A 12,231-nucleotide genomic window follows, 5' to 3' on the forward strand; every position below is an offset into this window, starting at 1 on the left:
ATGGCACCGACCACCAAAGAGGGCCAGCGCGCCGAGCTACACAAGACGATCTGGCGGATCGCGAACGATCTTCGTGGATCCGTCGACGGCTGGGACTTCAAGTCCTATGTGCTCGGCATGCTCTTCTACCGATTCATCTCCGAGAACCTGACGGCATATATCAACAAGGGCGAGCACGAGGCGGGCGACGCTGAGTTTGACTACTCTCGGCTCCCGGACACTGCTGCCGAGTTCGGTCGGGCAGAGACGGTGGCCGAGAAAGGCTTCTACATCGTCCCGTCGGAGCTCTTCGCGAACGTCCGCGCCCGGGCGGCGTCGGATGAGAACCTCAATGAGACTCTGGAGCGGGTCTTCAGGAACATCGAGGGCTCGGCTCTCGGCACGGACAGCGAAGATGACGTCAAGGGGCTTTTCGACGACCTCGACGTCAACAGCAACAAACTCGGCGCGACGGTGCCGAAGCGAAACAAGACGCTGGTCAAACTGCTGGATGCCATCGGGGATCTGCCACTCGGTGATCTTCAGGACAACTCGATCGACCTGTTCGGCGACGCCTACGAGTACCTCATGCAGATGTACGCGGCCAACGCCGGAAAGTCGGGCGGCGAGTACTACACGCCGCAGGAAGTCTCTGAGCTGCTGGCACGGATCACCGTGCTCGGCAAGACCTCAGTGAACAAGGTCTACGACCCGGCTGCCGGTTCAGGCTCGTTGCTGCTGAAGTTCGCGAAGGTGCTCGGCAAGGAGAACGTCCGCGACGGCTTTTTCGGTCAGGAGATCAACCTGACGACGTACAACCTCGCGCGGATCAACATGTTCCTCCACGACATCAACTACTCCGACTTCAACCTCGCGCACGGCGACACTCTTATCGACCCGGCTCACTGGGACGATGAGCCGTTCGAGGCGATCGTGTCCAATCCTCCGTACTCGATCAAGTGGGAAGGCGACGCAAACCCGCTCCTGATCAACGACGAACGGTACGCGCCGGCCGGTGTGCTCGCGCCCAAGTCAAAGGCCGACCTGGCCTTCACAATGCACATTCTCAGCTGGCTCGCAGTGAACGGCACCGCTGCCATCGTCGAGTTCCCCGGAGTGCTCTATCGCGGTGGAGCGGAGCAGAAAATCCGGAAATACCTCATCGACAACAACTACGTCGATGCCGTCATTCAGTTGCCGCCGGACCTCTTCTTCGGCACGACCATCGCAACGTGCATCATCGTGCTCAAGAAATCCAAGACGGACAACTCCGTCCTGTTTATCGATGCCTCGGCTGCGTTCACTCGCGTCGGCAACAAGAACAAGCTGACGCCTGACCACCAGCAGAACCTTCTGAAGACCCTCGAAGGCCGCGTCGAGGAAGCGCACTACTCCGCTCTGGTCTCGAATACCGACATCGCAACTAACGGGTACAACATTGCCGTCTCGTCCTACGTCGAGGCAGAGGACACTCGCGAAGTCGTAGACATCACGGAGCTGAACGCCGAGATCGCTCGGATCGTGGCTCGCCAGGCGGAACTCCGAGCGTCGATTGACACGATCGTGGCGGACCTGGAGAGCTCCAGGTGAGTCGCATCGACGAACTGATGGCCAAACTCGCCTCGGGCGCAGTTGAATATAAGCGGCTTGGTGACATCGCCGAGCTTGTGCGCGGAAACGGGATGCCGAAGGCCGTTCTGACCGAGGAGGGAGTTGGAGCGGTTCACTACGGGCAGATCTACACTCGCTACGGCGCCTGGGCAACCGAAACGGTGTCGTATGTGTTGCCCGAGACGGCAGTCAAGCTCGCCAAGGTGGATCCAGGCGACCTGATCATCACAAACACGAGCGAGAACATCGACGACGTTGGCAAGGCAGTCGCCTGGCTCGGCAAGCGACAGATCGTTACGGGCGGTCACGCAACCGTGATAAAGCACCAGCTCGAGCCGAAGTACCTGGCGTACTGGTTCGCTTCGGAATCGTTCGACCGCCAGAAGCGCAAACTCTCGTCCGGCACCAAGGTCATCGACGTGTCAGCAAAGCAGCTCGAGAAGGTCCACATTCCCGTGCCGCCAGCGGAGGTGCAGCGCGAGATCGTGCGGATACTAGATCATTTCACAGATCAGTTCACAGAGCTGGAGGCGGAGCTGGAGGCGGAGGTGGAGGCCCGTCGGCAGCAGTACGCACACTACCGGGACTCACTGGTGGCTGCCGTCGATGGTCGAGCGATCGCAATGGGCGAGATTGGGACGTTCATACGAGGTCGGCGGTTTACCAAGAACGACGTCGTAGATGAAGGAATTCCGAGCATCCACTACGGCGAGATCTACACCGACTATGGCGTGTCCGCGTCGCGCGCGAATCAAGAAGTCCGTTCAGAAATGGCCAGCCAACTTCGGTACGCACAGCCGTACGATGTGATTTTTGCAGGCGTTAGCGAGACTGTCGAAGACGTTGGTAAGGCGGTCGCGTGGTTGGGAGATGGGCCGGTCGCGGTGCACGATGACACGTTCTCGTTCACATCGAAGCTCGACCCGATGTATGTCGCTTACGCGGTTCAGACCAACGATTTCCATAGACAGAAGGCGAACTACGTTGCACGCGGCAAGGTGAAGCGACTCTCCTCAGCCGGACTCGCCAAGATCACGATCCCCGTACCGAGCGTCGCGGAACAGAAGCGCATCGTAGCGACACTCGACTCATTTGACGCCCTCGTGAACAAGCTCAGCAGCGAGCTCTCCGCCGAGCTCGCCGCTCGTCGTAAGCAGTACGAGTACTACCGTGACAAGCTCCTAGCCTTCCCCGTGGCAGCGTCATGAGCGACGCACGTGGCCGCAAATACGAACAGATCGCCGTCTCCGCGGAGAGCACGGTCGTTGCGGAGTATGTTCCTGATCCGACCCATGGGACGGCATATCAGTCGGAGGCTGATCTCGAACGCGAGATGATTCGCCTACTGCAGTCGCAGGCGTACGAATGCCTTCCGATCACGACGGAGGCGCAACTCATCGCGAACCTCCGCACGCAGCTGGAAGCGCTGAACGGCCTCACGTTCAGTGACTGGGAGTGGGACGACTTCTTCAGGAACAAGGTTGCGAGCCAGAACGACGGGATCGCCGAGAAAACGATCCGCGTCCAGGAGGATCACATTCAGATCCTGACGCGCGAAGACGGTTCGGCAAAGAACGTGATGCTCATCGACAAGAAGAACATCCACAACAACCGGCTGCAGGTCATCAACCAGTACGAGATCGGACAGAACGAGGGTGGCGCGACACACGCCAACCGCTACGACGTCACCGTGCTCGTCAACGGGCTCCCGATGGTGCACGTTGAGCTCAAGCGCCGCGGCGTCGACATCCGTGAAGCGTTCAACCAGATCAACCGCTACCAACGGAACAGCTTCTGGGCCGGTTCCGGTCTCTTCGAATACGTCCAGCTGTTCGTGATCAGCAACGGCACGCTGACGAAGTACTACTCCAACACCACTCGCAACCGTCACATCGACGAGAACAAGAAGAGCTCAGGAAGCAAGAGGAAGACCAGCAACAGCTTCGAGTTCACGTCGTGGTGGGCCGACGCGCAGAACCGGCCGATTCAGGAACTCACCGCATTCGTGAAGACCTTCTTCGCGAAGCACGCGCTGCTGAACGTCCTCACGAAGTACTGCGTGCTCACCGTCGACCGCGACCTGCTGGTCATGCGCCCCTACCAGATCGTCGCTACCGAGCGGATCCTCCAGCGCATCGACATTGCGACAAACTACAAGCGCCTCGGCACGGTGGACGCCGGCGGCTACGTCTGGCACACAACTGGTTCGGGCAAGACCCTCACGTCGTTCAAGACCGCGCAGCTCGCATCGAAGCTGGCCAGCATAGACAAGGTGCTGTTCGTCGTCGACCGAAAGGACCTCGACTATCAGACGATGCGCGAGTACGACCGCTTCGAGAAGGGCGCCGCGAACTCGAACGCGTCGACCGCTGTGCTGAAGAAGCAGCTCGAGGACTCGAACGCGCGAATCATCATCACAACGATCCAGAAGCTCTCGAACTTCATCCGCGCAAACAAGGGCCACGAGATCTACTCGGGCCACGTCGTGATCATCTTTGACGAGTGCCACCGCTCGCAGTTCGGCGACATGCACAGCGACATCACCCGCGCGTTCAAGCGCTACAACCTCTTCGGGTTCACCGGCACCCCAATCTTCGCCGCGAACTCAGGGACGGGTGGCAATCCCCAGCTCAAGACCACCGAGCAGGCATTCGGCGACAAGCTGCACACCTACACGATCGTCGACGCGATCACGGACAAGAACGTCCTGCCGTTCCGGATCGACTACATCAATACCGTCAAGATCGGCAACCCAGACGACAAGCAAGTGTCGTCCATCGATACCGAGAAAGCACTACTCGACTCACGGCGTATCAGCGAGATCGTCAGGTACACGCTGGAACACTTCGATCAGAAGACAAAGCGTGCGTCGAGCTACGAACACTCCGTTGTGACGAACGTCGCTGAGTCGGTCCGCACCAGTCGGCGTGCTGAGGCATTGCGGGAGAAGAAGCGAGTCCGCGGCTTCAACGCGATCTTCGCAACAGCATCAATCGAGGCCGCCCGCCGCTACTACAACCACTTCCAGCTTCAGCAGCAGGACCTGACACCGGATCGTCGCCTGAAGGTCGGCATCATCTTCTCCTACGGCGCCAACGACGCTCCGGATGAGGACATCCTCGATGATGAGGCGTTCGACACCGATGCGCTCTCGACTGACAATCGCGAGTTCTTGGAAGATGCGATCCAGGACTACAACGACACGTTCGGAACGAGCTACGACACGAGTGCGGACAAGTTCCAGAACTACTACAAGGACCTATCGCAGCGGATGAAGAACCGCGAGATCGACCTGGTCATCGTCGTCAACATGTTCCTGACTGGCTTCGATGCCACGACGCTCAACACGCTCTTCGTCGACAAGAACCTCCGGTCGCACGGCCTCATCCAGGCGTACTCGCGCACAAATCGCATCCTGAACTCCGTCAAGACCTACGGCAACATCGTCTCGTTCCGGAACCTCGAGGACGCGACGAACGCTGCCCTCGAGCTATTCGGCAACAAGGATGCCCGCGGAGTCGTTCTCCTCAAGCCGTACCAGGACTACTACGGCGACTACGTCGAGAAGGTCACGGAGCTCTTGCAGCGTTTCCCGCTCGGCATCCAGATCATCGGCGAGTCCGCACAGAAGGACTTCATTGCGCTGTTCGGTGCCATCCTTCGGCTCCAGAACATCCTCACCTCGTTCGATGACTTCGCCGGTCAGGATCCACTGACCGAGCGGCAGGCGCAGGACTATCGCAGTTGGTATCTCGACTTCTACGCAGAGTTCCGCAGAGACCGTGACTCGGACAAAGAACTCATCAACGACGATGTCGTGTTCGAGATCGAGCTGATCAAACAGGTCGAGATCAATGTCGACTACATCCTGATGCTCGTCGAGAAGTACCGCGCCAGCTTCGGGGACGGCGAAGACAAGGAGATTCGCGCAGAGATCTCCCGGGCGGTGGATGCCAGCCCGAGCCTTCGTAGCAAGCGCGACCTTGTCGAGGACTTCGTCGACTCGGTCTCTGTGACCGGCGCCGTTGACGAACAGTGGAAGGCGTTCGTGGCCGCGAAGCGCACTGCGGAGCTTGAAACACTGATCGCCGACCAGAAGCTCCGACCCGATGAAACGCGTGCGTTCATCGAGGCAGCGTTTCGCGACGGTCAGCTCCGGACGACGGGAACCGCCATCACGAGAATCCTTCCGCCGGTATCACGGTTCGCTGCGGACGGTGGACACGGCGAGAAGAAGCGGACTGCCGTCGAAGCGCTTGCGCGCTTCTTCGACCGATTCTTCGGGTTGGGCTCGGGGAGCGACTCCTGAGATCTAGCGATCGCTAGCGACCCGAACACCCCCAAACCGCTCCCCCGAGCTCACCTGCTGCGCCACCCGCCGCAGGGCCAACAACAACGGCTCCACCAGCACCGACCCCAGCACCACGTACCGCACGGCCGCTTCCGCAGACTCCTCGGGCACCCCGGCGATCTCCGCGTCCGCGATCCGCCGCATGCTCGCGAGGTACTCCGCCATCACCGCGTCCGGCACGGTGAACCCGACACGCTCCAGCCCCTGCATCGCGCGCGCGACCGCGTGCAGCACCGCCTGATCGCACATCCCCGGCTTCCACCCGAGCCCGGCGACCAGCGCCTCCGCTTCCGCCAGATCCAGTGAGTCCTCGACCGGCGGAGTGATCGCCGCGTGCGCCGTGCCGAGCAGGTCATGGGCATTCGCCGGCGGATCGCCCAGCGCCCCGAGCACCCGCCGCGTCTCGGCGATGCTCACCCCGGCGTCGAGCAGCGCCCGGATCACCCGCAACCGCTCCACGTGCTTCTCGCCATAGGCGGCCTGCGTCGGCGACGTCCGCTCGCCCTCGGGCAGCAGCCCTTCGCGCAGGTAGTACTTGATCGTCGGCACGGTCACGCCGGCCTCGGCTGACAGTTCGGAAATTCTCATGGCCACCTCTTGACATCGATAGTAGCGCTATCCATTATGGATAGTGACGCTATCTAATCAAGGAGACTCCATGTCGAAAGTCATCACGGGTCGCATGACCCACCGCCACGAGGGCGAGCTCGTCGTGTTTCACATCGGGATGCAGATCAACCGCTGGTGGCGCCCCGACCTGTGGATGCCGGCCTTCGTCGCCATGCCTCGGATGCTGCGCGAACTCAGCACCGACCCCGACTCGGGCCTGCTCGGCTACCACCTGCTCCTCGGCTCGGGCGGACCCTACGTCGTGCAGTACTGGTCGTCCGTCGACAAGCTCTACGCCTACGCCTCCAGCCCGAACCAGGAGCACCGCCCCGCCTGGACCGCCTTCAACCGCGCAGCCCGCAAGGCTCCGGGAGCCGTGGGTGTCTGGCACGAGACCTTCCGCGTCGACACCGCAGAGAGCGTGTACGTCTCGACCAAGCCGATGGGGCTGCCGAAGGCCACAGAGCTGGTCCCCGTCGGCAAGCGGCACGACCGGGCCCAGGCGCGATTCGCGGACGGACGCACCGCCGCCTCAACCACCACTCCAGCCACCGCCGGATCCTGACGCCGAGTCCTGACGCAGCTCCCGTCGGCAGCACCCCTTCCGGAGCACCCGGAGTTCTGCCAGCATGAGCCCCATGACGGCGGACACCCCTCCCACCTCTGAGTCCAAGCCTGCGCCCGGCCGGCTCGAAAAGCTCCACGACTGGCTGACGAGCCCCGGCGGACGGGTCCTCCGCTACCTCCTCGTCCTCGTCATCGTCGGGCTGGCCGTCTACCTGTCGCTCACCGGATGGTTCCAGGTGTGCGAAGTGGTCGACTCCGAGAAGGACGGCATCACCCGCACCTGCTCCGGCCCGAATCTGACGAGCGCGGGTGTGCTCGCCGCGGTGATCTTCGTTCTCCTGCTGCTCTGGCCCGACCTCTCGGAGTTCAGCGCGTTCGGCGTCACGCTCAAGAAGCTGGTCGAGAAGGTCGAGGAGAAGGTCACCGAGACCCGTGACAAGACCACCCACATCGACGACACGACCACCGCCACCCGGTCACGCCTGGAAGATCTGCAAGCCACCGTCACCACCCAGGGCGGGGACATCAGCGAACGCCTCTCCCTCATCCAGTCCGGCCTGACGTCGCTGAACGAACGCGAGGCGGAGCGCGAAGCCGCAGCGCCACCCCACACAGAGACCGTCGGGGTTCCCTCAGACCCTCCTCCGCTCGCCCCTGCACCGCGGTGGGACGCCTTCGACCGCGACAACTTCGTGCACGCCTGCGAGGAACTCTTCGATGCGGAAACGCTCGAGAGCGTCCTGGCGAGCCTGGACGAATCCGTCGATCGCCAGACGTGGGAGCGCGCCGCGGCGGCCGGGATCGACACCGGCACCACCACCTATGCAGGAGTCACTCTCGAACTATTCCGCTCGTTCCGTGAGCACTGGGACAGGATCCGGCACGACCGCCCGCACGCGCGCCAGGTGGACGGGATCCTCCGTTCCATCGAATGGATGCTCCTCGCAATGGTCAGCGGAAGACGCGTAGACGACAAATCGCTCCGCTTCGCTGCCGCAGCACTCGTCCTCTTCCACCGGTACGAGCTCTAGCTGCGCGCTCCAGGCCGTCCTTGCAGGTATCGTCTCGATATTCTGGCATGCTGTCGTCGCACGTATTGTTTATGTCCTCATATGTGTCTTAGATGTGAGTATCACTCGATGACGGAAGCCTCCGCCTCCGTCTCCCGATCTCCGAAGAACACGAGGCAAAGGGGTCGTCTTGTCCGCTCTCACCCGCTATTCCGGCCGCCGCCGTTCCCTACTCTTCGCCATCGGCGTCCTGTGCATCGGCGTCTTCACGATGGCCACGACTCAGACGGCGGATGCGGCCTCGTACCGCTACAACGTCATCAGCAAGACATCCCAGAAGAACTACACAGGCGCGGTGTTCGCGAGTTGCAAGATCACGTCAACGGGCGGGACGTGCACGATCACCACCGGCAAGACAGTGACGAGGACGATCGGGGTGACCCTCGGAGCAACCCGAAGCGAGGTCTCGCTCGGATTGAACATCAGTTCCGCGGACAGCGTGACGACCACGGTGGCATGCGCCTCCCCCGCCCTCAAGGCCGGACAAGTATGGAAGGCACGCGCGATGGGCACCCGTTACACGTACAAGGTGCAGAAGCAGGAGGGGATCCGACCTCGAATCGGGGGAGGAGTGATCTGGAACACCATCGGAACGAGCGGAACCCTGTCCGCCTTCGACCCCTCACGCTCAGCGATCTCGTGCGGTCTGTAGTCAGAGCGTCAGCAACCGTGGCCGTCACCATGACCCTCATGGTGACGGCCACGGCCTGCTCGGGAGAACCGGCCGTGGAGACCGGCGAGGCCGTGGGGCAGCCCCTCAGTTGGGTGACGGAAACCGCGCCCACGGACACGGAGTTCCTGATCCAGGACTCCTCCCCGCGTGTGGGTGAATCCGCATCCTTCAACCTCTCGACGTCGGATCCGACGAAGTGGATCGTCGTGGCGATCTGCGCCGACGATCCTCACCTCGACACTGCAGGTGCCGCCGAGATCTCGATCATCCCGAAGAGCGCGTACACGGCATCGGTGAAGGTCGAGGTCGAAGACGGAGAGTTCCGCGATGCCGTGACGTGCGAGGGCCTCACCCACCGCTGACGGCCACCGTCGCTGGTCACTCAACCGGCGGAACGCGCCGTGATCCCCCGCAGCAACACCGCCACCGTCGCGTCCACCTGTCCATCGCTCAACGGACGGCCGAGCAACGCCGCATAGCTGGCCATCGCGATGAACTGATCCGCGATGGCCGCCGCATCCGCATCGGCCCGCACGTCTCCGGCTTCGACCGCTCGCGCGACCCGCGCCGCGACCCACTCGCGGATCGGCGCCGCGAGCTTCTCGTTCAACGCCAGCCCGAGGTCGGGATCCGACGCGGTCACCAGGATCAACGCGCGAGCCACCGCGACGCCCTCCGGATCCGCCAGCGCGGCACTCATCGCCGAGAACCACGCCCGCAGGTCCGCCCCGAGATCGGCCGTCATCGGGACCGACACCTCGGCACCCGGCAATCCGCCCTCGAGCAGCGCCTCACCGAGGATCGCGGCCTTCGACGGCCACCACCGGTAGATCGTCTGCTTCGAGACCTCCGCAGCCTCCGCGAGCCCTTCGATGGTCACGGCGTCGTAGCCACCCGCGGCGAGCGCGCGCCGCATCGCCTCCAGCACGGATTGGCGGGCTCTTTCACTACGAGGACGAGGCACCTTCCGAGCGTACTCAGGCGTACACTGGAACATAAGTAGACGCACCGTTGCGTAACCCGAACAAGGAGAACGAGCATGGCCCTCACCGCACACTCCACCATCGGCGACTGGATGAACGACCCGACCGGCGGGCCCCTCATCCGCGGACTCTTCGAGAAGACCGGCGCCGATCCCGAGCTCCTCACCCCGGTGCTCGGCCTCCCCCTTCAGCAGCTCGTCGCAATGAGCCAGGGCCAGCTCCCCCAGTCGGTCGTCGACGACCTCGTCCGCGCGGCCAACGGCGGCGAGATCCCCGAAGACGACGCCTCCGAGGGCTGGACCGAGAAGCCCACATCCGGTCGCTTCGCCGGCAAGACCGTGATCGTCACCGGCGCAGCCTCCGGGATCGGCAAGGCCACCGCCGCGCGCATCGCCCGCGAAGGCGGACGCGTGATCGCCAGCGACATCGCCGCCGAGAAGCTCGACGCCCTCAAGACCGAACTTCCGGACGCCGACATCGTCACGGTTGCGGGCGATCTCACGAAGCAGGACGCGATCGACGCCGTCCTCGCCGCCGCCGGCGACCGCATCGACGGTCTCGCCAACGTCGCCGGCATCAACGACGACTTCTCCCCCGCGGGAGAGACCCCCGACGCCGTCTGGGACCGCGTGATCGCGATCAACCTGACCGCTCCGTTCAAGCTCATGCGCGCGGTCATCCCCGTCATGGAGGCGGCCGGTCGCGGCGCGATCCTCAACGTCTCGAGCGAGGCGGGCCTGCGCGGCAACGCCTCGGGCAACGCCTACACGGCCAGCAAGCACGGCATCATCGGCGTCACCAAGTCGGCAGCCTTCATGTACGGGCCGAAGGGCATCCGCGTGAACTCCGTGGCCCCGGGCGGAGTCGCGACCGGCATCCCGATGCCGCCGCACATGTCGGAGTACGGCTCCGGCCGCCTCGCCCCGTTCCAGCAGGCCATCCCGACTGTGGCGACGGCCGAGCACCTCGCGGCATCCATCACTTTCCTGCTGTCGGACGATGCCGTGAACATCAACGGCGCGATCCTCGCCTCGGACGGCGGATGGTCGGTGCAGTAAGCCGCACCCGCGAGACCGACGCCCCCGCCGACCCGAACGGCGGGGGCGTTTCGCGTCTGGGCTAGGAGGAGCGCTTCGTCGTGAGCACCGCGGCAGTGAGAGCCGTCGCGGTCAGACTGAGCAGCCCGACGCTGAGCAGCACGAGGCCGGCGGGCCAGACGGCGAGCATGACGACGTCGTACATGTCATCGCCGAGCGAGTTCCACTGCTCGATCGTCCCGGTGCTCGTGAGCGCGATGCCGACGATCGTCGCGATCAGCGGAAGGCCGACGGCAACCGTCCACGACCAGCGGCGGATGATCGTCCGCTGCGCTTCCTCCGCTGAGACGGTCGCTGCATCACCCTGTGTCGCTTCCATGCCTGCACCCTATCGGGGGCGAGGCGCGATTTCGCCGATGTGACCAGGGCAGGCCCGCCCTACACTCGACCCATGCTGAAGCTCACGTCGATCGTGATCCGCGTCGAAGACCTCCCCGCACAGATGCACTTCTGGAAAGAAGCGCTCGACTACATCGAACGCGACCCGGCGGAGGATGACTGGGTAGTGCTCAAGCCTCGCGATGCCGAGACTCCGTGCATCTCCCTCGACGCGCACCACTCCGAACGGGCGCTGCCGCCGCGTATCCATCTCGACATCTACGCCGACGACCAGTCCGCCGAGGTCCAGCGGCTCACCGGACTCGGCGCCCGTGAGGTGCATTGGGATGGTCGCCCCGCCGACGCCGACTACGTGATCATGGAGGACCCGGAAGGCAACCGCTTCTGCATCGTCGACCGCGCCGACTGGACCGGATGGGAACCCTCGCGCGACGTCACTCCTGCGTGAGTCGCACCGTCATCGTCGTCCCCATAGCCGTGACGTCGTAAGACAGCTCACCGTTGTCGAACGTGAACGTCTTGGTGTCATCACCCGAGGCGAGAATCGCCGAATCGGTCTTGCTCTTGTCATTGGCCGATTCCCACGTGAAAGACGTCGAACCGTCTTCCGGAACCGCGACCGTGCCCGCCCAGTAGAGCGACTTCGTATCCGGCGCGTTCCAGAAGACCTCGATCGTGTCGTCGGTGATGGTCGCCGTCTGGAAGCTCTCCGGGTCGTTGGAGTTGGTCTGCTTCCACTCACCGGTCAGGTCCACGGGCTCAGGCACCTCCTGCTTCTCTTCCACGGTCGATGACTTCGTGTCGCCCTTGGTCCCGTTCGATGCCGGCTCGCCGGAACACCCCACAGCGCCCACGCCCAGCAGAGCAAGGAGGGCGAGAGCGGACACGGTCTTGGCAGCGGCAGCGTTCATGGTTTCTTTCTGGGGAGGGAGTCGAGCGACGTCTGCGACGC

At 63.4% G+C, this 12,231-nt stretch carries 13 protein-coding genes; 9 read left to right on the forward strand and 4 right to left on the reverse strand.

What is annotated here, in order from left to right; genetic code table 11:
• The 3 genes from LVJ59_RS09915 to LVJ59_RS09925 are packed head-to-tail and all read left to right on the forward strand — an operon-like array spanning nt 1 to nt 5,899.
• A complete protein-coding gene (locus tag LVJ59_RS09915; RefSeq protein ID WP_232762878.1) occupies nt 1-1,569 on the forward strand; it encodes a type I restriction-modification system subunit M in 1,569 nt (522 codons plus the stop codon).
• Nucleotides 1,566-2,798, forward strand: coding sequence for a restriction endonuclease subunit S (locus LVJ59_RS09920; RefSeq protein WP_232762879.1), 1,233 nt, complete (start codon nt 1,566-1,568; stop codon nt 2,796-2,798). Before LVJ59_RS09915 ends, LVJ59_RS09920 begins: the two co-directional genes overlap by 4 nt.
• A complete protein-coding gene (locus LVJ59_RS09925) occupies nt 2,795-5,899 on the forward strand; it encodes a type I restriction endonuclease subunit R (RefSeq protein ID WP_232762880.1) in 3,105 nt (1,034 codons plus the stop codon). Before LVJ59_RS09920 ends, LVJ59_RS09925 begins: the two co-directional genes overlap by 4 nt.
• 3 nt (nt 5,900-5,902) lie before the next feature.
• Here LVJ59_RS09925 and LVJ59_RS09930 read toward each other — a convergent pair whose 3' ends face one another.
• Nucleotides 5,903-6,529, reverse strand: a complete 627-nt coding sequence (locus LVJ59_RS09930) for a MerR family transcriptional regulator (RefSeq protein ID WP_232762881.1) — start codon at nt 6,527-6,529, stop codon at nt 5,903-5,905.
• 70 nt (nt 6,530-6,599) lie between these two features.
• On the opposite strand from LVJ59_RS09930, the gene LVJ59_RS09935 reads away from it, so the two are divergent.
• The 4 genes from LVJ59_RS09935 to LVJ59_RS09950 all read left to right on the forward strand — a co-directional run bounded on the left by LVJ59_RS09935 (nt 6,600) and on the right by LVJ59_RS09950 (nt 9,222).
• Entirely contained in the window at nt 6,600-7,115 is a 516-nt protein-coding gene (locus LVJ59_RS09935; protein WP_232762882.1) for a DUF4188 domain-containing protein, read from the forward strand.
• Between the two features lie 73 nt (nt 7,116-7,188).
• On the forward strand, nt 7,189-8,148 hold the full coding sequence (locus LVJ59_RS09940; protein ID WP_232762883.1) for a hypothetical protein: 960 nt from the start codon (nt 7,189-7,191) through the stop codon (nt 8,146-8,148).
• Nucleotides 8,149-8,317: 169 nt separating this feature from the next.
• Nucleotides 8,318-8,839 carry a hypothetical protein gene (locus LVJ59_RS09945; RefSeq protein WP_232762884.1) on the forward strand — a complete coding sequence of 174 codons (522 nt, stop codon included), beginning with the start codon at nt 8,318-8,320 and terminating at the stop codon, nt 8,837-8,839.
• 17 nt (nt 8,840-8,856) lie between these two features.
• On the forward strand, nt 8,857-9,222 hold the full coding sequence (locus tag LVJ59_RS09950; protein ID WP_232762885.1) for a hypothetical protein: 366 nt from the start codon (nt 8,857-8,859) through the stop codon (nt 9,220-9,222).
• Nucleotides 9,223-9,242: 20 nt separating this feature from the next.
• Here the strand turns inward: LVJ59_RS09950 and LVJ59_RS09955 are convergent, their stop codons facing one another.
• On the reverse strand, nt 9,243-9,824 hold the full coding sequence (locus LVJ59_RS09955) for a TetR/AcrR family transcriptional regulator (RefSeq protein WP_232762886.1): 582 nt from the start codon (nt 9,822-9,824) through the stop codon (nt 9,243-9,245).
• A gap of 75 nt (nt 9,825-9,899) precedes the next feature.
• Between LVJ59_RS09955 and LVJ59_RS09960 the strand changes: the two genes are divergently transcribed.
• Entirely contained in the window at nt 9,900-10,901 is a 1,002-nt protein-coding gene (locus LVJ59_RS09960; RefSeq protein ID WP_047523662.1) for an SDR family NAD(P)-dependent oxidoreductase, read from the forward strand.
• A 61-nt stretch (nt 10,902-10,962) separates the two neighbouring features.
• Here the strand turns inward: LVJ59_RS09960 and LVJ59_RS09965 are convergent, their stop codons facing one another.
• Nucleotides 10,963-11,259, reverse strand: a complete 297-nt coding sequence (locus LVJ59_RS09965) for a hypothetical protein (RefSeq protein WP_232762887.1) — start codon at nt 11,257-11,259, stop codon at nt 10,963-10,965.
• A gap of 72 nt (nt 11,260-11,331) precedes the next feature.
• Here LVJ59_RS09965 and LVJ59_RS09970 point away from each other — a divergent pair, with 72 nt between their 5' ends.
• A complete protein-coding gene (locus LVJ59_RS09970; protein ID WP_232762888.1) occupies nt 11,332-11,727 on the forward strand; it encodes a VOC family protein in 396 nt (131 codons plus the stop codon).
• Here the strand turns inward: LVJ59_RS09970 and LVJ59_RS09975 are convergent.
• Nucleotides 11,714-12,190, reverse strand: a complete 477-nt coding sequence (locus LVJ59_RS09975; protein WP_232762889.1) for a hypothetical protein — start codon at nt 12,188-12,190, stop codon at nt 11,714-11,716. The two genes, LVJ59_RS09970 and LVJ59_RS09975, sit on opposite strands and share 14 nt — an antisense overlap.
• Nucleotides 12,191-12,231: the final 41 nt, after the last annotated feature.

Origin of the sequence: Microbacterium sp. KKR3/1, from assembly GCF_021272365.1 — a bacterium.
In the GTDB taxonomy this organism is placed as follows: domain Bacteria; phylum Actinomycetota; class Actinomycetes; order Actinomycetales; family Microbacteriaceae; genus Microbacterium; species Microbacterium aurugineum.